Annotated in this window: 21 protein-coding genes and 1 CRISPR repeat array; of the genes, 19 read left to right on the top strand and 2 right to left on the bottom strand. The window is 52.8% G+C overall.

What is annotated here, in order from left to right:
* Positions 1 to 2: 2 nt before the first annotated feature.
* Positions 3 to 737, top strand: a complete 735-nt coding sequence (gene cysH, locus AC3G3F_RS06815) for a phosphoadenosine phosphosulfate reductase (RefSeq protein ID WP_023249290.1) — start codon at positions 3 to 5, stop codon at positions 735 to 737.
* A gap of 87 nt (positions 738 to 824) precedes the next feature.
* Here the strand turns inward: cysH and sopD are convergent, their stop codons facing one another.
* Complete coding sequence (sopD, locus tag AC3G3F_RS06810) at positions 825 to 1,778, bottom strand: SPI-1 type III secretion system effector SopD (RefSeq protein ID WP_023249291.1); 954 nt, start codon at positions 1,776 to 1,778, stop codon at positions 825 to 827.
* Positions 1,779 to 2,219: 441 nt separating this feature from the next.
* Between sopD and cas3 the strand changes: the two genes are divergently transcribed.
* The 8 genes from cas3 to cas2e are packed head-to-tail and all read left to right on the top strand — an operon-like array spanning position 2,220 to position 10,652.
* Positions 2,220 to 4,883, top strand: coding sequence for a CRISPR-associated helicase Cas3' (gene cas3, locus AC3G3F_RS06805; protein ID WP_409528907.1), 2,664 nt, complete (start codon positions 2,220 to 2,222; stop codon positions 4,881 to 4,883).
* An 11-nt stretch (positions 4,884 to 4,894) separates the two neighbouring features.
* Positions 4,895 to 6,451, top strand: a complete 1,557-nt coding sequence (casA, locus tag AC3G3F_RS06800) for a type I-E CRISPR-associated protein Cse1/CasA (RefSeq protein ID WP_111763961.1) — start codon at positions 4,895 to 4,897, stop codon at positions 6,449 to 6,451.
* Positions 6,448 to 6,984, top strand: coding sequence for a type I-E CRISPR-associated protein Cse2/CasB (casB, locus tag AC3G3F_RS06795; RefSeq protein WP_070804677.1), 537 nt, complete (start codon positions 6,448 to 6,450; stop codon positions 6,982 to 6,984). Before casA ends, casB begins: the two co-directional genes overlap by 4 nt.
* A gap of 13 nt (positions 6,985 to 6,997) precedes the next feature.
* The gene (gene cas7e, locus AC3G3F_RS06790; protein WP_023249295.1) at positions 6,998 to 8,053 is read left to right on the top strand and encodes a type I-E CRISPR-associated protein Cas7/Cse4/CasC; all 1,056 of its coding nucleotides are present in this window, start codon (positions 6,998 to 7,000) and stop codon (positions 8,051 to 8,053) included.
* Between the two features lie 10 nt (positions 8,054 to 8,063).
* A complete protein-coding gene (gene cas5e, locus AC3G3F_RS06785; protein WP_488394699.1) occupies positions 8,064 to 8,810 on the top strand; it encodes a type I-E CRISPR-associated protein Cas5/CasD in 747 nt (248 codons plus the stop codon).
* Complete coding sequence (cas6e, locus tag AC3G3F_RS06780; RefSeq protein ID WP_053509141.1) at positions 8,792 to 9,442, top strand: type I-E CRISPR-associated protein Cas6/Cse3/CasE; 651 nt, start codon at positions 8,792 to 8,794, stop codon at positions 9,440 to 9,442. The genes cas5e and cas6e overlap by 19 nt, the downstream gene beginning before the upstream one ends.
* Positions 9,439 to 10,359, top strand: coding sequence for a type I-E CRISPR-associated endonuclease Cas1e (gene cas1e, locus AC3G3F_RS06775; protein WP_053509139.1), 921 nt, complete (start codon positions 9,439 to 9,441; stop codon positions 10,357 to 10,359). Before cas6e ends, cas1e begins: the two co-directional genes overlap by 4 nt.
* Positions 10,359 to 10,652: a type I-E CRISPR-associated endoribonuclease Cas2e gene (gene cas2e, locus AC3G3F_RS06770; RefSeq protein ID WP_023249299.1), complete on the top strand. Its 294-nt coding sequence runs from the start codon at positions 10,359 to 10,361 to the stop codon at positions 10,650 to 10,652. The genes cas1e and cas2e overlap by 1 nt, the downstream gene beginning before the upstream one ends.
* 96 nt (positions 10,653 to 10,748) lie before the next feature.
* Positions 10,749 to 12,913: a CRISPR direct-repeat array (repeat unit 29 nt; unit sequence GTGTTCCCCGCGCCAGCGGGGATAAACCG).
* A gap of 14 nt (positions 12,914 to 12,927) precedes the next feature.
* Here the strand turns inward: cas2e and AC3G3F_RS06765 are convergent.
* Positions 12,928 to 13,974, bottom strand: a complete 1,047-nt coding sequence (locus tag AC3G3F_RS06765; protein ID WP_023249301.1) for an aminopeptidase — start codon at positions 13,972 to 13,974, stop codon at positions 12,928 to 12,930.
* A 250-nt stretch (positions 13,975 to 14,224) separates the two neighbouring features.
* On the opposite strand from AC3G3F_RS06765, the gene cysD reads away from it, so the two are divergent.
* The 10 genes from cysD to AC3G3F_RS06715 all read left to right on the top strand — a co-directional run bounded on the left by cysD (position 14,225) and on the right by AC3G3F_RS06715 (position 21,666).
* A complete protein-coding gene (gene cysD / locus AC3G3F_RS06760) occupies positions 14,225 to 15,133 on the top strand; it encodes a sulfate adenylyltransferase subunit CysD (RefSeq protein ID WP_000372384.1) in 909 nt (302 codons plus the stop codon).
* 9 nt (positions 15,134 to 15,142) lie between these two features.
* On the top strand, positions 15,143 to 16,582 hold the full coding sequence (gene cysN, locus AC3G3F_RS06755; RefSeq protein WP_023249302.1) for a sulfate adenylyltransferase subunit CysN: 1,440 nt from the start codon (positions 15,143 to 15,145) through the stop codon (positions 16,580 to 16,582).
* Entirely contained in the window at positions 16,569 to 17,174 is a 606-nt protein-coding gene (gene cysC, locus AC3G3F_RS06750) for an adenylyl-sulfate kinase (RefSeq protein ID WP_023249303.1), read from the top strand. The genes cysN and cysC overlap by 14 nt, the downstream gene beginning before the upstream one ends.
* Positions 17,175 to 17,224: 50 nt before the next feature.
* Positions 17,225 to 17,548, top strand: a complete 324-nt coding sequence (locus AC3G3F_RS06745; RefSeq protein WP_023184140.1) for a DUF3561 family protein — start codon at positions 17,225 to 17,227, stop codon at positions 17,546 to 17,548.
* A gap of 190 nt (positions 17,549 to 17,738) precedes the next feature.
* Positions 17,739 to 18,050: a cell division protein FtsB gene (gene ftsB, locus AC3G3F_RS06740; RefSeq protein WP_000517481.1), complete on the top strand. Its 312-nt coding sequence runs from the start codon at positions 17,739 to 17,741 to the stop codon at positions 18,048 to 18,050.
* Positions 18,051 to 18,068: 18 nt separating this feature from the next.
* Positions 18,069 to 18,779 (top strand): 2-C-methyl-D-erythritol 4-phosphate cytidylyltransferase, encoded by a 711-nt coding sequence (gene ispD, locus AC3G3F_RS06735; RefSeq protein ID WP_023249304.1) that lies wholly within the window; start codon positions 18,069 to 18,071, stop codon positions 18,777 to 18,779.
* On the top strand, positions 18,779 to 19,258 hold the full coding sequence (ispF, locus tag AC3G3F_RS06730) for a 2-C-methyl-D-erythritol 2,4-cyclodiphosphate synthase (RefSeq protein WP_023249305.1): 480 nt from the start codon (positions 18,779 to 18,781) through the stop codon (positions 19,256 to 19,258). The genes ispD and ispF overlap by 1 nt, the downstream gene beginning before the upstream one ends.
* Entirely contained in the window at positions 19,255 to 20,304 is a 1,050-nt protein-coding gene (gene truD, locus AC3G3F_RS06725) for a tRNA pseudouridine(13) synthase TruD (RefSeq protein ID WP_023249306.1), read from the top strand. Before ispF ends, truD begins: the two co-directional genes overlap by 4 nt.
* Positions 20,285 to 21,046, top strand: a complete 762-nt coding sequence (gene surE, locus AC3G3F_RS06720; protein ID WP_023249307.1) for a 5'/3'-nucleotidase SurE — start codon at positions 20,285 to 20,287, stop codon at positions 21,044 to 21,046. Before truD ends, surE begins: the two co-directional genes overlap by 20 nt.
* Entirely contained in the window at positions 21,040 to 21,666 is a 627-nt protein-coding gene (locus AC3G3F_RS06715) for a protein-L-isoaspartate(D-aspartate) O-methyltransferase (protein WP_000253545.1), read from the top strand. The genes surE and AC3G3F_RS06715 overlap by 7 nt, the downstream gene beginning before the upstream one ends.
* Positions 21,667 to 21,741: the final 75 nt, after the last annotated feature.

Here is a 21,741-nt window from a genome sequence, read left to right as displayed (position 1 = left end):
TTATGTCCCAACTCGATCTCAACGCTTTGAATAACCTGCCAAAAGTAGATCGCATTCTGGCTCTGGCAGAAACTAACGCCGAACTGGAGACGCTGACTGCCGAAGAACGCGTGGCGTGGGCGCTGGAAAATCTGCCCGGCGAATATGTGCTTTCTTCAAGCTTTGGCATACAGGCGGCGGTGAGTCTCCATCTGATAAACCAAATCCGTCCGGAAATCCCGGTGATTCTTACCGATACCGGCTATTTGTTCCCGGAAACCTATCAGTTTATTGATGAGTTAACGGATAAACTCAAACTCAACCTGAAAGTTTACCGCGCGGGCGAAAGTCCGGCCTGGCAGGAGGCGCGCTACGGCAAGCTGTGGGAGCAGGGCGTAGAAGGTATTGAGAAATACAATGAGATCAACAAAGTCGAGCCGATGAACCGGGCGCTGCAAGAATTAAACGCGCAGACATGGTTTGCGGGCCTGCGCCGCGAGCAGTCCGGCAGCCGCGCGCATTTATCTGTTCTCGCTATTCAACGCGGCATTTTTAAAGTGCTACCGATTATCGACTGGGATAACCGCACGGTATATCAGTATCTGCAAAAACAGGGTCTGAAATACCACCCGCTGTGGGAACAAGGCTACCTGTCGGTGGGCGATACGCATACTACCCGCAAGTGGGAACCGGGCATGGCGGAAGAAGAGACGCGCTTCTTCGGACTGAAACGTGAGTGCGGGCTACATGAAGGGTAATTGTCCTTACGCGGTATGATTATACTTGCCACTATGAAAAATCCGGCAGGCTGCCGGATTTTAAATCGGTTATTTTACTCAATATCATTATGTCAGTAATATATTGCGACTGCACTCATTTTTACCAATATGCAAAGAATGTTCATGCGCTAGATATATTCTTTCAAGAATTACATCAATAAACATTTTATTTTTATGATAGCCGTTATAATCCTGATTAAGTTCATTTAAAAAACCTGCATTTGTTCCTTTAAAATCTACAAGCGGCGTATAGGTATGTAGCAAATAGGAGATGCATGGATGCATCATGCTAAAAGCGACTTCACCTTCTACTTCCTGATAACCTATTTTGCAAAACTGAGTTGTAGGCTCAAAGTTACCTGCATTAATACAGGTCAGCATCGACTTTTCATTTTCAGTAAGTGAGTCCTGCCATTCAACAAGCTGGTGGTCGGGCGCTTCTGCGGGACGCATCATCCCATAAACCGCCTCTTTGATTTGTGCATTGCCAGTGACTTCTTTTCGTAGGGTCGATACCGATCCCTGAAGTAACTCTGGGTGCCAGGTAATCGTCGCGCCAATCACCTCGCATATTTGTAAAAATAGCTGTCTCTCCTCTCTACTCATAGATTCTACTACTACATTATCTGAGGTATTGAGGATATCCTGAATCTTGCTTTGGCTGATCACCGTGTCGCCGACCATAAATAAAAGTTGTGTCTGAGAGGCATCCATCTCAATCTTAAACAGATCCTGGTGAGCGGGACAGGCTAAATGTTGTAACCGTTTAAACGCGTAAATTTTACTCATATCCTCTACGTTGACTTCCATTTCTCCAGGTTCCCCAGGACCCCGCCCGTGAATAATGGCGTATAATACTTCCAGCGCATGGTCCTTTTTTTCCGATCTAAAGTGGTCCCGGACTTTATCCCAGTTCCCCATATGGGTTGCTTTTTCTTTATCTGCACTTAGCAGATGAGCAAGCCGAGTTTCATTAAGCGTATAATTTTGATGGTTACCGAAATTTAGAGTGACTGGCATAATTTTTCCTTCAAATTTATATTATTCAACTTCGGGGGTAAAATATGCCGTTCAGTTCACTATTCTTTTATTAAAACAGCCAGAGTTGATCGCAGGAGATAATCTGAACAGCACTGTAAATATAGCAGATTTATTGTTGGCGCTACTTTGGAGTGAAGAGATTTCAGACAAAAGGTAGATAATTCGTTGAGGATGTTCGTTTTTTTAAAGTTTGGCTTATGCCGGAGGCATTGAAAGAGGTCTCTTCGAATGCCTTTTCCAGAAGAAATGGCGGGGAATTTTATAATAATTATTCGTGAAATAAATGCTTTGGCAAAAAATATAAAGTTGAGAGGGAATATTTAAATATAATATTAAGAAGTGCAATTTCGTGAGGTGTATCAAAAAAAAAGATCATTAAAAAGGCGTAGATTATTTTATTATTATCATACGGGAGTTTACGTGTCGATATATCATTACTGGGGAAAGTCCCGGCAGGGGGAGCCTGACGGCGGCGATGATTATCATTTGCTTTGCTGGCATTCTTTAGATGTTGCGGCTGTGGGTTACTGGATGGTGATAAATAATATTTATTTTATTGACCACTATCTAAAAAAATTAGGCCTTCAGGATAAGGAGCAGGCAGCGCAATTTTTTGCCTGGATTTTATGCTGGCATGATATTGGGAAATTTGCTCACTCCTTCCAGCAACTATACCGTCATGAGGCTTTAAATGCCTTTAATGAGCCTACACGGCATTATGAAAAAATCGCGCATACCACGCTGGGATACGAGTTGTGGAACTCCTGGCTAAGTGAATGCCCTGAATTGTTTCCTCCTTCCTCGCTTTCAGTTCGTAAAAGTCAGCGCGTTATGACGCTTTGGATGCCAGTCACTACAGGCCATCATGGACGCCCTCCAGAGGCAATCCAGGAACTGGATCAGTTTCGCCAGCAGGATAAAGACGCGGCGAGAGATTTCCTTCTCAGCATAAAAGCGCTCTTTCCTTTAATTACTCTGCCTGAAGCCTGGGATGAAGATGAAGGTATCGCCCAATTTCAGCAACTTTCCTGGTTTATTTCCGCTGCGGTTGTACTGGCGGACTGGACAGGTTCTGCCAGCCGTTATTTTCCGCGTACCGCGGAAAAAATGCCTGTTGATACCTACTGGCAGCAAGCGCTCGTTAAAGCACAAACTGCTATTACGCTATTTCCGCCAGTGGCGAATGTGTCTACCTTTACGGGCATAGAGACGCTTTTCCCTTTTATTCAGCATCCCACACCGTTACAACAAAAAGCGCTTGAACTGGATATCAACGTGGATGGCGCGCAACTCTTTATTCTGGAAGATGTCACCGGGGCCGGAAAAACAGAGGCGGCGCTCATACTGGCTCATCGGCTGATGGCGGCAGGTAAAGCGCAGGGACTTTATTTTGGGCTGCCAACAATGGCGACGGCTAACGCGATGTTTGAACGCATGGCGAATAGCTGGCTGGCGTTGTATCAGCCGGATTCTCGTCCCAGCCTGATTCTGGCGCATAGCGCGCGTCGCTTAATGGATCGTTTCAATCAGTCAATATGGTCGGTCACTCTTTCTGGTACCGAAGAAGCCGATGACGTACAGCCTTATAGTCAGGGATGCGCCGCCTGGTTTGCCGACAGCAATAAAAAAGCGTTGTTGGCGGAGGTTGGCGTAGGCACGTTGGATCAGGCGATGATGGCGGTAATGCCATTTAAACATAACAACCTGCGGTTACTGGGACTCAGCAATAAGATTTTACTGGCGGATGAGATCCATGCCTGCGATGCCTGGATGTCCCGAATACTCGAAGGCTTGATTGAACGGCAGGCCAGTAATGGCAATGCCACGATTCTGTTATCCGCGACGCTATCGCAGCAGCAGCGAGATAAGCTGGTGACGGCGTTTTCCCGTGGGGTGAGGCGTAATGTGCAAGCGCCGTTGCTGGGCCATGACGATTATCCCTGGCTGACTCAGGTCACACAAACAGAGCTGATTTCTCAGCGGGTTGATACACGTAAGGAGGTTGAGCGTAGCGTAAACATTGGCTGGCTACACAGCGAAGCGTTGTGTCTTGAACGTATAGGCGAAGCAGTGGAAAAAGGAAACTGTATCGCCTGGATACGTAACTCCGTTGATGATGCGATTCGTATCTATCGCCAGCTTCAACTGAGTAAGGTTGTCGCTGCGGAAAACCTCTTACTCTTCCATAGTCGCTTTGCTTTTCACGATCGTCAGCGGATTGAGACCCAGACGCTGAATCTCTTTGGCAAACAGAGCGGGGCGCAACGTGCCGGTAAGGTCATTATCGCCACGCAGGTAATCGAACAAAGTCTGGATATTGACTGCGATGAAATGATCTCTGATTTAGCGCCGGTGGATTTATTAATTCAGCGGGCCGGCCGGCTACAGCGCCATATTCGTGACCGTAACGGTCTGGTGAAAAAGAGTGGGCAGGATGAGCGCGAGGCGCCAGTGCTGCGCATTCTTGCTCCGGAGTGGGATGACGCGCCGCGGGAGAACTGGTTATCCAGTGCCATGCGCAACAGTGCCTATGTCTATCCCGATCATGGGCGCATGTGGCTGACGCAGCGCATATTACGTGAGCAGGGGGCCATTCGGATGCCGCAATCTGCCCGATTGTTAATCGAGTCAGTTTACGGCGAAGATGTCGACATGCCGGTTGGATTTGCAAAAACCGAGCAATTGCAGGAAGGCAAATTTTATTGCGACCGGGCATTTGCCAGCCAGATGCTGCTTAACTTTGCGCCGGGCTATTGTGCTGAAATTAGCGATTCTCTACCGGAGAAAATGTCAACGCGGCTGGCGGAAGAGTCTGTCACGCTGTGGCTGGCGAAAATCGTGGATGGCGTCGTAACCCCTTATGCCAGCGGTGAACACGCCTGGGAGATGAGCGTGCTGCGGGTACGTCAGAGCTGGTGGGATAAACATAAAGACGAGTTTGAACGGTTAGATGGTGAACCGCTACGCAAATGGTGTGCACAACAGCATCAGGATAAGGATTTTGCCACGGTGATTGTGGTGACGGACTTTGCCGCTTGTGGTTATTCGGCGAATGAGGGATTGATTGGCATGATGGGGGAATAACGAATACAGATATGGACAATTTTTCACTTTTAACAAAGCCCTGGCTTCCCGTCCGTTTCAACGACGGCTCGACGGGTAAGCTGGCCCCCGTCGATCTGGCGGATGAAAACGTGGTGGACATCGCCGCAACGCGAGCCGATTTACAGGGAGCGGCCTGGCAGTTTCTGCTGGGGTTGCTGCAATGCAGCATCGCGCCGAAGAATAGCGCCCGCTGGGAGGATATTTGGTTGGATGGGCTAACAGAGCAAATGCTGCGTGAAGCATTAGCGCCGTTAGAGCATGCCTTTCAGTTTGGCGCGGAAACGCCGTCTTTTATGCAGGATTTTGAACCGTTAACCGGTGAAAAAGTGACCGTTGCCTCGCTGCTTCCGGAAACGCCTGGCGCGCAAACGACCAAATTTAATAAAGATCATTTTGTCAAACGTGGCGTAACGGAACGATTTTGCCCGCACTGCGCCGCGCTGGCACTGTTCTCGTTACAGCTTAACGCCCCTTCTGGCGGCAAAGGCTACCGTACCGGGCTACGCGGCGGCGGGCCGATGACCACGCTAATAGAATTGCAGGCGTATCAGAGCGAGCGGCAAACGCCGTTGTGGAGAAAGCTGTGGCTGAACGTAATGCCGCAGGATGCTGCGGATCTGCCGTTACCTGCGACTTGTGACGCGTCGGTTTTCCCGTGGCTTGCCGCAACACGAACCAGTGAACAGGCGAGCGCGGTGACGACGCCAGAGCAGGTTAATAAGCTACAGGCATACTGGGGAATGCCGCGCCGTATCCGTCTTGATTTTACGACCACACAGCCAGGCGCCTGCAATATCTGCGGTGCTGACAGTGATGAGCTGCTGAGCGTTATGACAGTTAAGAACTATGGCGTTAATTATGATGGCTGGCGCCATCCGCTGACGCCCTATCGTCTGCCGGTGAAAGAGGGGAGTGGATTCTTCTCGGTTAAACCTCAGCCTGGCGGGCTTATCTGGCGCGACTGGCTGGGATTAAGTCAGGAAAACCATACAGAAGCGAATAAAGAATATCCGGCGCTGGTTGTGAAAGTGTTTAACGCGCGTCGTCTCAGGGATGTCAAAGCGGGGCTATGGGGTTTTGGCGCGGATTTCGACAATATGAAAATTCGCTGCTGGTATGAGCATCACTTTCCGTTACTGATGACGGAAGGTCTGATCCCTGATTTACGTAAAGCAGCACAAACCGCCGCCCGTCTCCTTAGTCTGCTGCGTAGTGCGCTAAAAGAAGCGTGGTTCGCCAGTGCGAAGGATACGCGGGGTGATTTCAGTTTTATTGATATCGATTTCTGGAACCTGACGCAGGGACGTTTTCTCAATCTGATCCACGATCTTGAAAACGGACACAAGCCGGACGAAAGGCTGACTAAATGGCAACGCGAACTTTGGCTGTTTACCCGGCGCTACTTTGACGACCATGTCTTTACCAGCCCCTATGAGAGTAGCGATCTGAAACGCATTATGACGGCACGAAAAAAATATTTTACGACATCGGCGGAAAAACAAAGCGCAAAAGCCGCCAAAGCAAAAAAGCAGGAGGCTGCTGAATGAGTATCGTGAAGGACGATCATAATGCCACGCTGCGCCAGTGGCATGAAGAGTTACAGGAACAGCGCGGCGCGCGGGCCAGTCTGCGACGCAGCGTAACGGTGAACGACGTTTGCTTGTCGGAAGGATTCCGCTCCCTGCTGATGCAGACCCATACGCTATGGAAAATCGAAGGGCAGGAGTGGCGCTTTACCGCGCTGGCGTTGACGGCGGCAGTAGCGGCCCATATCAAATCGATAGATGAGCGGCAAAAATTCGCCGCACAGCTAAATAACGTCATGTCGGAGCTACGATTTTTCCGACTTTGCGCGGTAAAAACCCCCGATGAACTGCTGCGCCAGCTCCGACGCGCGGTGAAGTTGTTAAATGGCACAGCCAACCTGATTTCGCTGGCGGAGGATATTTTCCACTGGTGCCAGGAAAATAATGAGTTGCTGAACCACCATCGCCGCCAACAGCGGCCAACCGAATTTATCCGTATCCGCTGGGCGCTGGAATACTACCAGGCCGGCGATGACGATAACGAAAAAGATTAACAGGGACTCTCAAATGACAACGTTTATTCAACTCCATTTATTAACCGCTTATCCTGCCGCCAACCTCAACCGTGACGACACCGGCGCGCCAAAAACGGTAGTGCTTGGTGGCGCAACGCGTTTGCGCATCTCTTCGCAAAGCCTGAAACGCGCATGGCGCACCTCTGAATTGTTTGAACAGGCGCTGGCCGGGAATATCGGTATTCGCAGCGGGCGCATCGCACGTGAAGCGGCGCAAATCCTGATTGATAGCGGTATTGACGCCAAAAAAGCGGTTGAATATGTAGAAAAAATCGCCAACTGTTTTGGTAAAATAAAGGCAGACAAGAAAGCGAAAGATCCATTAACGAACGCGGACACCGAGCAACTGGTGCATATCAGCCCTGCTGAGTTTGAGGCGGTAAAAGCGCTGGCACACCGTCTGGCGGAAGAAAAACGTCCGGCGACGGAAGAAGAGGCTGCACTGTTGCGTCACGATCGTATGGCCGTCGATATTGCGATGTTTGGTCGTATGCTGGCCAATAAACCCGATTTTAACGTTGAAGCCGCCTGCCAGGTTGCGCACGCGTTTGGCGTCAGCGAAACTATCGTCGAAGATGATTTCTTTACCGCCGTTGACGATCTGCGCGCCGCCTCCGATGATGCAGGCGCAGGCCATCTCGGCGAAACCGGCTTTGGCTCCGCGCTGTTTTACACCTATATCTGCATCGACAAAGATCTGCTGGTAAAAAACCTTAACGGCAATGAAGAGCTGGCAAACAAAACGCTGCGGGCCTTTACTGAAGCGGCGCTGAAAGTTTCGCCGACCGGCAAGCAGAACAGCTTTGCCAGCCGTGCCTATGCCTCGTGGGCGCTGGCCGAAAAAGGCACCGACCAACCACGTTCACTGGCGGCCGCGTTTTATGAACCGATCAACGGTACAGACCAATTGAACGTTGCGGTTAAGCGTATTACCGCGCTGCGTGAAAATATGAATGCGGTCTATGCACAGGAGACTGCGTTCAAAGACTTTAACGTTATGAATCAGCAGGGAAGCATGAAAGACATGCTTGATTTCATCTGCGCGTAAGGGGCGGCTTATGAGCCAATATCTGGTTTTTCAGCTTCACGGGCCGATGGCGTCCTGGGGCGTGGATGCGCCAGGCGAAGTGCGCCACAGCCATGATCTGCCCTCGCGCTCGGCGTTGCTGGGGCTGCTGGCGGCGGCGCTGGGTATTCGGCGTGATGAAGAGGAACGGCTAAGTGCGTTTAATCGTCACTATTCCTTTTTGCTGTGCGCCAGCCGCAACCCTCGCTGGGCGAGGGATTATCACACCGTCCAGATGCCGAAAGAGGTACGTAAGTCACGTTACTTCAGCCGCTGTGAAGAGTTGCAGGATCCTGAGTTACTGAGCGCGCTGATTTCCCGACGCGACTACTACACCGACGCCTGGTGGATGATCGCTGTCAGCGCGACGCCGGACGCACCTTACACGTTGGCGCAGCTTCAGGCGTCGTTACAACATCCTGTGTTCCCGCTTTATCTGGGGCGCAAAAGTCACCCTCTGGCGTTGCCGCTTGCGCCGCAACTGCTGGAAGGGAGTGCGGCGGATGTGTTACGCGAAGCGTATCGTCAGTATCAGGATAAATTCAATGCGCTGAAACTGACTCTCCCCAGATTACAGAACGAATGCTGGTGGGAAGGTGAACACGAGGGCTTAACGGCAAACAAAATATTACGTCGTCGCGACATGCCGTTGAGCCGCCAGCAATGGCTGTTCGGTGAACGTAGCGTGAATCAGGGGCAGTGGCTTCGCAAGGAGGACGCGTGTATCTCTCAAGAATAACTTTACATACTGCTCAGCTTGTTCCCTCGCAGCTACTTCACCTTGTGGAGCGCGGCGAGTACGTGATGCACCAGTGGCTATGGGAGCTCTTTCCCGGCGGCAAGGAACGGCAGTTTCTCTATCGTCGTGAAGAGCTACAGGGGGCGTTTCGCTTTTTTGTTCTGTCACAGGAACGGCCAGCGGAGAGCGCGATTTTCGACGTACAGTGTCGCCCATTTGCCCCTGAGCTAAGTGTTGGTCAGATACTACGTTTTACCCTGCGCGCAAATCCAACCATTTGTAAAGCGGGTAAGCGCCACGATCTGTTGATGGAGGCGAAGCGTCAGGTAAAAACGCAGCCTGATAGTCGGGATATCTGGACTTATCAGCAGCAGGCAGCGCTGGAGTGGTTATCGCGCCAGGGTGAACAAAATGGATTCTCTCTGCGCGAGGCAAGTGTCGATGCTTATCGGCAACAGCAGATACGACGCGAAAAATCCCGGCAGATGATTCAGTTTAGCAGTGTGGACTATGCAGGTGTGCTGGTGGTGAATAACCCTGTGCTGTTTCTGCAACGGCTGGTGCAGGGATACGGTAAAAGCCGGGCATTTGGCTGCGGGATGATGTTGATCAAACCCGGAGACAGTGAGTGACGTTCGTACCGCTCAATCCGATCCCGTTAAAAGATCGAACCTCAATGATCTTCCTCCAGTACGGGCAGATTGACGTACTGGATGGGGCATTTGTATTAATCGATAAAACCGGGATTCGTACGCATATCCCGGTGGGGTCGGTCGCCTGCATCATGCTTGAACCGGGAACGCGAGTTTCACATGCCGCAGTACATCTGGCGTCAACGGTCGGCACCCTGTTGGTATGGGTGGGAGAAGCTGGCGTGCGGGTTTATTCTTCCGGGCAGCCAGGCGGAGCGAGAGCAGATAAATTACTCTACCAGGCAAAACTGGCGCTGGATGACGATTTGCGTCTGAAGGTAGTGCGTAAAATGTACGAGTTGCGCTTTCGCGAACCGCCGCCAGCCCGCCGCTCTATTGAGCAGTTGCGTGGTATTGAAGGTAGCCGTGTGCGGGCGACCTACGCGTTGCTTGCAAAGCAATACGGCGTTAAGTGGAATGGCCGTAACTACGATCCTAAAGACTGGGAAAAAGGCGATGTGGTAAATCGATGCATCAGCGCAGCGACATCATGTTTGTATGGGATTTCCGAGGCGGCGGTGCTGGCGGCGGGTTATGCGCCTGCAATCGGTTTTATTCATAGCGGAAAACCGCTGTCTTTTGTTTATGACATTGCTGACATTATTAAATTTGAATCTGTCGTGCCAAAGGCATTTGAGATCGCCGCTCGTCATCCGGCGGAACCTGATAAAGAAGTGCGCCTGGCCTGCCGTGATATTTTTCGCAGTTCGAAGCTGACCGGAAAATTGATCCCACTGATCGAAGAGGTGCTCGCTGCCGGTGAAATTGAACCACCTCAGCCTGCGCCGGATATGTTGCCGCCAGCAATACCTGAGCCGGAATCTCTGGGTGACAGCGGACATCGGGGGCATGGTTAATGAGCATGGTGGTGGTGGTGACTGAAAACGTACCGCCGCGCCTGCGAGGGCGGCTTGCCATATGGTTACTGGAGATTCGTGCGGGGGTTTATGTTGGCGATACATCAAAACGCATTCGGGAGATGATCTGGCAACAGATTACACAACTGGGTGGAGTCGGAAACGTAGTAATGGCCTGGGCAACAAATACGGAGTCAGGTTTTGAGTTCCAGACCTGGGGGGAGAACCGCCGTATTCCGGTAGATTTGGATGGACTCAGATTAGTTTCTTTTCTTCCCGTTGAAAATCAATGAGTTGAATGTTCTTTAATAATAAGAAATTGTTATCTTAATGTTGGTGGATTGTTGGGTGGCAAAAAAGGCTTTCTGGAACAAATATATAGATTTAGTGTGTTCCCCGCGCCAGCGGGGATAAACCGGGTTAGCGTTGTACTTACCATCACTCCCACAGTGTTCCCCGCGCCAGCGGGGATAAACCGGCAACCGTAGCCTGTCGCTGGGTGACGAACGAGTGTTCCCCGCGCCAGCGGGGATAAACCGGCGTATCGGCAAACGCAGGTTCAAACGGGCAGGTGTTCCCCGCGCCAGCGGGGATAAACCGATTTTTTACTCAACCCATCATCCTTGCGGCGTGTGTTCCCCGCGCCAGCGGGGATAAACCGTCAATCCGCGCAGACCTCGGCCTGTCAATCAGGTGTTCCCCGCGCCAGCGGGGATAAACCGGAAATTTTAATCACTGGAGATCAGGCGGCGCGGTGTTCCCCGCGCCAGCGGGGATAAACCGGGAAGCGCCGTAAATTGTGGTACGTCGTCACTGTGTTCCCCGCGCCAGCGGGGATAAACCGACTACATAGACAACCAAAAAGCAACAGGCAGGGTGTTCCCCGCGCCAGCGGGGATAAACCGCAGTGGCAGAACCGCAGCGCAAAGAATATGACGTGTTCCCCGCGCCAGCGGGGATAAACCGTCGGCAACGTTGTAATCAATGAACTTCAGCAGGTGTTCCCCGCGCCAGCGGGGATAAACCGTTATAAATCGTTGCTCTTGACAGCCCGGTTAAGTGTTCCCCGCGCCAGCGGGGATAAACCGGCCTTGTACATTGCAGCACGGGAGCGGGCCAGGTGTTCCCCGCGCCAGCGGGGATAAACCGTCGTTTTTACGGTTGTTGTTATCTACCTGTTGGTGTTCCCCGCGCCAGCGGGGATAAACCGCTTCCACACTGACGGCGTCATTTTTGCGCCCAGTGTTCCCCGCGCCAGCGGGGATAAACCGCCGTTGCCAACGGGGGTACGCTGTACGTCTATGTGTTCCCCGCGCCAGCGGGGATAAACCGTCGCTGCTCATCTGATAACGCCTGCATTCGTGCGTGTTCCCCGCGCCAGCGGGGATAAACCGAATAGTGGATAGCGTGTGATAGGGTCAACATCGTGTTCCCCGCGCCAGCGGGGATAAACCGCAAGAGACGCCGCTGGCATCAAGGTTAAGGGGGTGTTCCCCGCGCCAGCGGGGATAAACCGCAATCTCCGGAGAGCCGCTAACGGAGGAGCAAGTGTTCCCCGCGCCAGCGGGGATAAACCGAGTCTCACGGCGGATCGGATATCCCGTATCCAGTGTTCCCCGCGCCAGCGGGGATAAACCGATTCCCAATCTTTTTTACTGCATCCTTTCTATGTGTTCCCCGCGCCAGCGGGGATAAACCGACCCGTACTACGATTACGCCCGTCACGGCATCGTGTTCCCCGCGCCAGCGGGGATAAACCGGAATTCTCTAAACAATAGAGACGCAATTACAGCGTGTTCCCCGCGCCAGCGGGGATAAACCGGTGAGCGTATTTACGCCCTCGCTACCGATATGGTGTTCCCCGCGCCAGCGGGGATAAACCGAATCAAAAAACTTCCTTAGAAAGGCAGCTTCAGTGTTCCCCGCGCCAGCGGGGATAAACCGGCTACTGACGTCAAAATTTCCCGAAAAGAGCAGTGTTCCCCGCGCCAGCGGGGATAAACCGGACCAGCGTCAGGCGGCGGAGGAGATTCACGGGTGTTCCCCGCGCCAGCGGGGATAAACCGGAGCAGGAAAATATCTGGTTTACCGATGAAGAGTGTTCCCCGCGCCAGCGGGGATAAACCGGCGCGTTGATAGGTATTGTTCTGGGTATTGGTGTGTTCCCCGCGCCAGCGGGGATAAACCGCCAGTGTAATTGTTGTCTGTGACATATAATCCGTGTTCCCCGCGCCAGCGGGGATAAACCGGGCTTCGTCAGCTTATCAACCAGGCTTAATGTGTGTTCCCCGCGCCAGCGGGGATAAACCGTTGGTCGCTTGTTTGTAGTTGCATTAGAAGTGGTGTTCCCCGCGCCAGCGGGGATAAACCGATGATTTTCTCCTCAATTACCCGCTATAATACGTGTTCCCCGCGCTAGCGGGGATAAACCGTTTGCGCTCGCTGACGTCAACAGCTTCTACGCGTGTTCCCCGCGTCAGCGGGGATAAACCGCTGCCGGTCAGGCTGCTGAAGTTACTGTGGTCGTGTTCCCCGCGTCAGCGGGGATAAGCTATTTTTACCAGCAGATCAGGATGTCTTTTCCGTCTTCGCCAGCTCTTTTACTAGCGGCAGCATTATCCGTACTACGTCGCGACTACGGCGCTCAATTCGTCCTGGCAGCGCCTTGTCAATATGCTGTTGATTATCAAGCCGTACGTCGTGCCAGCTATTGCCGTTCGGGAAGGAAGCATTTTTCGCGCGTTGCTGGTATCCGTCTTTTTTACCCAGATTCCAGTTTGTCGCCTCAACGGAAAGCACAGAAATTCCCGCTTTATCGAAAACCTCCGCATCATTACAGCAACCCGTTCCTTTGGGGTAGGACGGATTGAGCCCCGGATTGGTGCTGGCGGCGATACCATAACGGCGCGCAATCGCTAATGCTCGATCGCGGGTCAGTGTACGCACCGCTTCCGGCGTATTTTTCCCGCTATTAAAATAGAGCTTGTCGCCAACAATCAGATTATCGAAATTAATGACCAGCAGCGTATTTTTCTTCTCAGCGTCACTCATTCGTTTGAGTAAATTTTCCGCGCCTGGCTTTCCCTCTTCTTCCCCGCTGGTGGCGATAAAACGAATCCCATAATGGGTCGGTATATCTTTCAGACGCGCCGCCAGTTCCAGCATAACGCCTAATCCCGCGGCATTATCATCCATTCCCTGTAACGTTAAACCGCCCAGATTGGCATCAACATCGGCATCGCTCTGCGGAGCGTAGGTATCCAGATGCGCCATGATGATGATCTGTTGCGGCACGCGCCCTTCATGGGCGGCAATGACCGTACTGCCCGTCACGTTATGCCAGTTTTTGCGATTATCCTTCGTGGTATAAATAAATCGGCTATTAAACGTTCGAATATCGCTTTGGTATCCCATCTGGGTAAATTGTTGGCGTAAATAATCGGCAGATAACATCTCGGCGGGGGAGCCAGTCATTCTCCCGGGAAAAAAGGTGGCGATATGTCGTGCCTGAGTATTCGCTATTTCACCAGGCCCTGGTGATGCTGCTTGTGCAGGAAGGATAAAGCCTACGCCGAGCGCCAGAATGACGGTAAAACGGCGCGTTGCGGAAAACATAATGAGTCCTTAAATACAGAACAAAATTTTACCCGGTTAGTATGAAACTGCGATCGTGTTAACACAATTTCATTTGCTCCTAAATGCCGGCAATCCGGTACGTTAAGCATTTTTTGATATTGGTTTTTGGGCCGCGTTATTCCTTTGAGGAACTACTCATTCCAATTCGTCATTTCATTCACTCTCCTGCGCTCCCTATAGTCGTGTAATCGAAATGTTTAGCAAAAAACGGTATTGCAAAGGAACGGTTATGGATCAAAAACGACTCACCCACCTGCGGCAACTGGAGGCGGAAAGTATCCACATTATCCGTGAAGTGGCAGCGGAATTCGCTAATCCGGTCATGCTGTACTCCATTGGTAAAGACTCCAGCGTCATGCTGCATCTGGCGCGTAAGGCGTTTTATCCGGGTACGTTACCGTTCCCGCTATTGCACGTTGATACCGGTTGGAAATTCCGTGAGATGTACGCCTTTCGCGATCGTACCGCCAACGCATACGGCTGCGAATTGCTGGTACATAAAAATCCGGAAGGCGTGGCGATGGGCATCAATCCGTTCGTTCACGGTAGCGCTAAACACACCGACATTATGAAAACCGAAGGGTTAAAGCAGGCGCTGAATAAGTACGGTTTTGATGCCGCGTTCGGCGGCGCAAGGCGCGATGAGGAAAAATCCCGCGCGAAAGAACGTATTTACTCCTTTCGCGACCGTTTCCATCGCTGGGACCCGAAAAACCAGCGGCCGGAGTTATGGCGCAACTATAACGGTCAGATTAATAAAGGTGAAAGTATTCGCGTCTTCCCGCTCTCCAACTGGACAGAGCAGGATATCTGGCAATACATCTGGCTGGAAAACATCGACATCGTGCCGCTGTATTTGGCTGCTGAACGTCCGGTCCTGGAACGTGACGGCATGTTGATGATGGTGGATGACGATCGTATCGATCTCCAGCCTGGCGAAGTCATCAAAAAAAGGATGGTACGCTTTCGTACGCTCGGCTGCTGGCCGCTCACCGGTGCGGTGGAATCCCATGCGCAAACGCTGCCGGAAATTATCGAAGAGATGCTGGTTTCCACCACCAGCGAGCGCCAGGGGAGGATGATTGACCGCGATCAGGCGGGGTCGATGGAGCTTAAAAAACGTCAGGGGTATTTCTAAGGAGCCGCCATGAACACCATACTTGCACAACAAATCGCCAATGAAGGCGGCGTCGAAGCCTGGATGATTGCCCAACAACACAAAAGCCTGCTGCGTTTTTTAACCTGTGGCAGCGTTGATGACGGTAAAAGTACGCTGATAGGTCGTTTGCTGCACGATACCCGCCAAATTTATGAGGATCAGATCTCTTCCCTGCATAATGACAGTAAACGTCATGGTACGCAGGGAGAAAAACTCGATCTGGCGCTGCTGGTCGATGGGCTGCAGGCTGAGCGTGAACAGGGCATTACTATTGACGTCGCGTACCGCTATTTCTCCACTGAAAAACGAAAATTTATTATCGCCGACACGCCAGGGCATGAACAATATACCCGTAATATGGCGACCGGGGCGTCCACCTGCGATCTGGCGATCCTGCTGATCGACGCGCGTAAAGGCGTGCTGGATCAGACGCGTCGCCATAGCTTTATCTCCACTCTGTTGGGGATCAAACACCTGGTAGTGGCAATCAACAAAATGGATCTCGTTGACTACCGCGAAGAGACCTTCGCCCGTATTCGCGAAGATTATCTGACCTTTGCTGAACAGTTGCCGGGCGATCTGGACATTCGCTTTGTCCCGCTTTCTGCGCTGGAAGGGGATAATGTCGCCGCGCAGAGCGCGAATATGCGCTGGTACAGCGGTCCGACGCTGCTGGAAGTCCTGGAAACGGTAGACATACAGCGTGCGGTAGACCGTCAGCCGATGCGCTTTCCGGTACAATACGTCAATCGCCCGAATCTCGATTTTCGGGGATATGCCGGCACCCTGGCGTCTGGTAGCGTCAAAGTCGGAGAGCGTATTAAAGTGCTGCCGTCCGGCGTGGAATCCAGCGTGGCGCGTATCGTCACTTTTGACGGCGACAAAGAAGTAGCATATGCGGGCGAAGCCATTACCCTGGTACTCAACGACGATATTGATATTAGCCGCGGCGATCTGCTGCTGGCGGCAAACGAGACGCTGGCACCTGCGCGGCACGCCGCGATCGATGTGGTATGGATGGCGGAACAGCCGCTGGCGCCGGGCCAAAGCTACGACGTTAAACTCGCGGGTAAGAAAACCCGTGCGCGTATCGAGACTATCCGCTATCAAATTGATATCAACAATCTGACCCAACGAGACGTCGAGAGCCTGCCGTTAAACGGCATTGGTCTGGTGGAGATGACATTCGATGAGCCGCTCGCGCTGGATATTTATCAGCAAAATCCGGTGACGGGCGGGCTGATTTTTATCGACCGACTTTCTAACGTCACCGTGGGCGCAGGCATGGTGCGGGAGCCGGTCGAACGCGGAGTGACACCACCCGTGGAATACAGCGCGTTTGAGCTGGAGCTGAATGCGCTGGTACGCCGTCATTTCCCGCACTGGGACGCCCGTGATTTGCTGGGAGATAAACATGGCGCTGCATGATGAGAACGTGGTCTGGCACTCTCATCCCGTCACCGTCGCCGCCCGCGAACAGCTCCACGGCCACCGTGGCGTGGTGCTGTGGTTTACCGGACTCTCCGGTTCGGGAAAATCAACGGTAGCCGGCGCGCTGGAAGAGGCGTTACATCACCGTGGCGTCAGTACCTACCTGTTGGATGGCGATAATGTGCGCCACGGTTTGTGTCGTGATTTAGGCTTTAGCGATGCCGATCGCCAGGAGAATATCCGGCGGGTAGGCGAAGTGGCCAGTCTGATGGCGGACGCCGGTCTGATTGTTTTGACGGCATTTATTTCTCCGCACCGCGCCGAGCGGCAACTGGTGCAAGAGCGCGTCGGCCACGATCGTTTTATTGAAATTTATGTCGATACGCCGCTGGCTATCTGTGAACAGCGTGATCCTAAAGGGTTGTATAAAAAAGCGCGCGCGGGCGAGTTACGTAACTTTACCGGCATCGACGCCATTTACGAAGCGCCTGAATCGCCACAGATTCATCTTAATGGTGAACAATTAGTAACAAATTTGGTTTCCCAATTATTAGACCTACTAAGACGGCGCGATATTATCAGATCCTAGGGCACCACCGGGCTTGTATGCCTGGTATGGTCAAGGTTACAGGATTTGATATGCGTAATAGCCATAACATTACTTTCACAAGGTCAGACGCCTTCATTGTCGACGATGACACCACCAGTTCATTACCGGGGGCGGTGGTCGGCTTTGTGTCGTGGCTGCTGGCGTTGGGGATACCTTTTCTGCTTTATGGCCCTAACACGCTGTTTTTCTTTCTCTATACCTGGCCCTTTTTCCTCGCGTTAATGCCAGTATCGGTGATTATCGGCATTGCGTTGCATCTGCTGGTAAAGGGCAAGATACTTTTTAGCATTATGTTTACTCTACTGGCGGTAGGCGCGCTGTTTGGCGTGTTATTTATATGGTTACTAGGGTAGATGGGTTATCACTGCGCCTCCGGTCATAATTCAAACCGTAACCAACAATGAGATTATGTTCTCCTTACTCGGGTATACGTAACACCCGGCAAATGTGGTACATTTGCCGGCGTTGTCGCGGCAATCCCGTCCTTAATGTGGAGTCACAGAGGTCGTTATGGGATGATGATGCCGTTTTTCAGGGGGCAGGATGGGTAAACTAACGCTGCTGTTGCTGGCTTTACTGGTCTGGCTACAGTATTCGCTGTGGTTCGGTAAGAACGGCATACATGACTATAGCCGCGTCAACGATGATGTGGTCGCGCAGCAGGCGACAAACGCCAAACTTAAAGCGCGTAACGATCAGCTTTTTGCCGAAATTGACGATCTCAATGGCGGACAGGAAGCGATTGAGGAGCGCGCGCGCAACGAACTTAGCATGACCAAACCGGGCGAAACCTTCTATCGTCTGGTGCCTGACGCCTCAAAACGCGCGGCAACGGCGGGGCAGACTAATCGATAAACCATCCAGGGATTTAACATGGCAGCCACTTTATTGGACGTTTGCGCCGTGGTGCCGGCTGCCGGATTTGGCCGCCGAATGCAAACAGAATGTCCTAAGCAGTATCTCTCAATCGGTAATAAAACCATTCTGGAGCACTCAGTTCATGCGCTGCTGGCGCATCCTCGGGTGACCCGCGTCGTTATTGCTATCAGCCCTGGTGATTATCGCTTTGCCCAACTTCCGCTGGCGAATCATCCGCAAATCACAGTCGTGGATGGCGGCAACGAACGCGCTGATTCTGTTCTGGCCGGGTTGCAGGCCGTTGCAGAGGCGCAGTGGGTGCTGGTGCATGACGCGGCAAGACCCTGTTTGCATCAGGATGACCTGGCGCGGTTGCTGGCCATCAGCGAAAACAGCCGGGTCGGCGGTATCCTCGCCAGTCCGGTACGCGATACCATGAAACGCGGCGAACCGGGGAAAACCGCTATTGCCCATACCGTAGAGCGCGCCGATTTATGGCACGCGCTCACGCCGCAGTTTTTCCCCCGCGAACTCTTGCACGATTGTCTGACGCGTGCGCTGAATGAAGGTGCGACCATCACCGACGAGGCGTCAGCGCTGGAGTACTGCGGTTTTCATCCGGCGCTGGTTGAAGGTCGCGCGGATAACATCAAGGTTACCCGCCCGGAAGATCTGGCACTGGCGGAATTTTATCTGACCCGAACTATCCACCAGGAGACAATATAATGCGAATTGGACACGGTTTTGACGTACACGCGTTTGGCGGAGAAGGCCCGATTACCATTTGCGGCGTACGTATCCCGTATGAAAAAGGGCTATTGGCGCATTCTGATGGCGATGTGGCGTTACATGCGCTGACCGATGCGCTGCTGGGTGCTGCGGCGCTCGGCGATATCGGCAAGCTCTTCCCGGATACCGATCCGGCATTTAAGGGGGCGGATAGCCGCGAACTGCTGCGTGAAGCCTGGCGCCGTATTCAGGCGAAGGGATACACTCTCGGTAACGTGGATGTCACCATTATTGCGCAGGCGCCGAAAATGCTGCCGCATATTCCGCAAATGCGCGTATTTATCGCCGAAGATCTCGGCTGCCATATGGATGATGTTAACGTGAAGGCGACGACGACAGAAAAACTCGGATTTACCGGGCGCGGCGAAGGGATTGCCTGCGAAGCGGTCGCGCTGCTGATGAAGACAGCGAAATGACAGAGTTTGACAATCTCATCTGGTTGCACGGAAAACCACAAAGTAGCGGATTGCTGAAAGCGAATCCGGAAGATTTTGTGGTGATTGAAGATTTAGGCTTTACGCCGGATGGCGAAGGCGAGCATATTCTGCTGCGTATTTTGAAAAACGGCTGCAATACCCGTTTTGTCGCTGACGCGCTGGCGAAATTCCTGAAAATTCACGTTCGCGAAGTTAGCTTTGCCGGGCAAAAAGATAAACACGCCGTTACCGAGCAGTGGCTGTGCGCGCGCGTACCGGGTAAAGAGATGCCCGATTTTAGCGCGTTTCAACTGGAAGGTTGTAAGGTGCTGGAATACGCGCGTCACAAGCGTAAGCTGCGTTTAGGCGCGCTGAAAGGCAATGCATTTACGCTGGTGTTGCGTGAAATAAGCGATCGACGCGATGTCGAAACACGATTGCAGGCGATTCGCGATAGCGGCGTGCCGAACTATTTTGGCGCGCAGCGATTTGGTATTGGCGGCAGCAACTTGCAGGGCGCGCTGCGCTGGGCGCAAAGTGATGCGCCGGTGCGCGATCGCAATAAACGCAGTTTTTGGTTGTCGGCGGCGCGTAGCGCGTTGTTTAATCAAATTGTTCACCAGCGGCTGAAGAAACCAGACTTTAATCAAGTTGTTGATGGCGATGCGCTACAATTAACGGGTCGTGGAAGCTGGTTCGTCGCGACATCTGAAGAACTGCCTGAATTGCAGCGCCGGGTAGACGAAAAAGAGCTGATGATTACAGCGTCGTTGCCGGGCAGCGGAGAGTGGGGAACACAGCGGGAGGCGCTGGCGTTTGAGCAAGACGCCATTGCCCAGGAAATGGTGTTGCAATCGCTGCTGCTGCGCGAAAAAGTAGAGGCGTCGCGCAGAGCGATGCTGCTTTACCCGCAACAATTAAGCTGGAACTGGTGGGATGACGTTACCGTCGAGTTACGTTTCTGGCTGCCCGCAGGCAGTTTTGCCACCAGCGTAGTAAGGGAATTGATCAACACAATGGGTGATTATGCGCATATTGCTGAGTAACGATGACGGGGTTCACGCGCCCGGTATACAAACGCTGGCGAAAGCGCTGCGTGAGTTTGCTGATGTACAGGTCGTAGCCCCGGATCGTAACCGCAGCGGCGCGTCTAATTCCCTGACGCTGGAATCTTCGCTTCGTACTTTTACCTTTGATAATGGCGATATCGCCGTACAGATGGGAACGCCGACCGATTGCGTCTATCTGGGCGTTAATGCCTTAATGCGTCCGCGTCCGGATATTGTCGTTTCTGGTATTAACGCGGGTCCGAATCTGGGCGATGATGTGATCTATTCCGGTACTGTCGCCGCGGCGATGGAAGGTCGTCATCTCGGCTTTCCGGCATTAGCGGTCTCCCTTAACGGCTATCAGCATTACGATACGGCGGCGGCCGTGACTTGCGCGCTTTTGCGAGGGTTAAGCCGGGAGCCGTTGCGTACCGGGCGTATTCTCAACGTGAATGTCCCGGATCTGCCGTTAGCGCAGATTAAAGGTATCCGCGTGACTCGCTGCGGTAGCCGCCATCCGGCGGATAAAGTAATCCCGCAGGAAGATCCGCGCGGCAATACGCTGTACTGGATTGGGCCGCCGGGCGATAAATGCGACGCCGGGCCGGATACCGATTTCGCGGCGGTGGATGAAGGCTACGTCTCCGTCACGCCGTTGCATGTAGATTTAACCGCGCACAGCGCGCATGATGTGGTTTCAGACTGGTTAGACAGCGTGGGAGTTGGCACGCAATGGTAAGTGGACGTGTACAGGCTCTTCTTGAACAATTGCGCGCGCAGGGCATCAGAGATGAGCAGGTGCTTAATGCACTTGCCGCAGTGCCGCGCGAGAAATTTATTGATGAAGCGTTTGAACATAAGGCCTGGGAAAATATCGCCTTGCCGATAGGCCAGGGTCAGACGATTTCGCAGCCCTATATGGTGGCGCGAATGACGGAACTGCTCGAACTGACGCCGCAATCCAGGGTGCTGGAAATTGGCACCGGTTCCGGCTATCAAACGGCGATTCTGGCGCATCTGGTACATCACGTTTGCTCCGTTGAGCGGATTAAGGGGCTGCAATGGCAGGCGCGCCGCCGCCTGAAGCAGCTCGATTTACATAATGTTTCTACCCGTCATGGCGATGGCTGGCAAGGCTGGCAGGCGCGTGCGCCGTTTGACGCTATCATTGTGACGGCCGCGCCGCCGGAAATTCCTACCGCGCTCATGGCACAGTTGGATGAAGGCGGCATTCTTGTTCTGCCCGTGGGCGATGAGCAGCAGTTTTTGAAACGCGTGCGTCGCCGGGGCGGCGAATTTATTATTGATACCGTGGAGGCCGTTCGCTTCGTCCCGTTAGTCAAGGGAGAGCTGGCCTAGTTTGCCCTGCAAACACCCACTATTACGCCTGATGAAGCCGGCACGAATACCTGGAGTTTTCCTGGTTATTCCCGG

The sequence above is a fragment of the Salmonella sp. FC25216 genome (genome assembly GCF_057751355.1).
The sequence above is the reverse complement of the archived record's forward strand: the minus strand, read 5'-3'. Positions and strand labels throughout refer to the sequence as shown.

Coding starts and splice junctions, on each gene's coding strand:
- casB (WP_070804677.1), top strand. CDS start 6,448: ATGAGTATCGTGAAGGACGATCATAATGCCACGCTGCGCCAGTGGCAT.
- sopD (WP_023249291.1), bottom strand. CDS start 1,778: ATGCCAGTCACTCTAAATTTCGGTAACCATCAAAATTATACGCTTAAT.
- cysN (WP_023249302.1), top strand. CDS start 15,143: ATGAACACCATACTTGCACAACAAATCGCCAATGAAGGCGGCGTCGAA.
- ispF (WP_023249305.1), top strand. CDS start 18,779: ATGCGAATTGGACACGGTTTTGACGTACACGCGTTTGGCGGAGAAGGC.
- AC3G3F_RS06765 (WP_023249301.1), bottom strand. CDS start 13,974: ATGTTTTCCGCAACGCGCCGTTTTACCGTCATTCTGGCGCTCGGCGTA.
- AC3G3F_RS06745 (WP_023184140.1), top strand. CDS start 17,225: ATGCGTAATAGCCATAACATTACTTTCACAAGGTCAGACGCCTTCATT.
- cysC (WP_023249303.1), top strand. CDS start 16,569: ATGGCGCTGCATGATGAGAACGTGGTCTGGCACTCTCATCCCGTCACC.
- cysH (WP_023249290.1), top strand. CDS start 3: ATGTCCCAACTCGATCTCAACGCTTTGAATAACCTGCCAAAAGTAGAT.
- cas7e (WP_023249295.1), top strand. CDS start 6,998: ATGACAACGTTTATTCAACTCCATTTATTAACCGCTTATCCTGCCGCC.
- cas2e (WP_023249299.1), top strand. CDS start 10,359: ATGAGCATGGTGGTGGTGGTGACTGAAAACGTACCGCCGCGCCTGCGA.
- cysD (WP_000372384.1), top strand. CDS start 14,225: ATGGATCAAAAACGACTCACCCACCTGCGGCAACTGGAGGCGGAAAGT.
- AC3G3F_RS06715 (WP_000253545.1), top strand. CDS start 21,040: ATGGTAAGTGGACGTGTACAGGCTCTTCTTGAACAATTGCGCGCGCAG.
- ftsB (WP_000517481.1), top strand. CDS start 17,739: ATGGGTAAACTAACGCTGCTGTTGCTGGCTTTACTGGTCTGGCTACAG.
- cas5e (WP_488394699.1), top strand. CDS start 8,064: ATGAGCCAATATCTGGTTTTTCAGCTTCACGGGCCGATGGCGTCCTGG.
- ispD (WP_023249304.1), top strand. CDS start 18,069: ATGGCAGCCACTTTATTGGACGTTTGCGCCGTGGTGCCGGCTGCCGGA.
- surE (WP_023249307.1), top strand. CDS start 20,285: ATGCGCATATTGCTGAGTAACGATGACGGGGTTCACGCGCCCGGTATA.
- truD (WP_023249306.1), top strand. CDS start 19,255: ATGACAGAGTTTGACAATCTCATCTGGTTGCACGGAAAACCACAAAGT.
- casA (WP_111763961.1), top strand. CDS start 4,895: ATGGACAATTTTTCACTTTTAACAAAGCCCTGGCTTCCCGTCCGTTTC.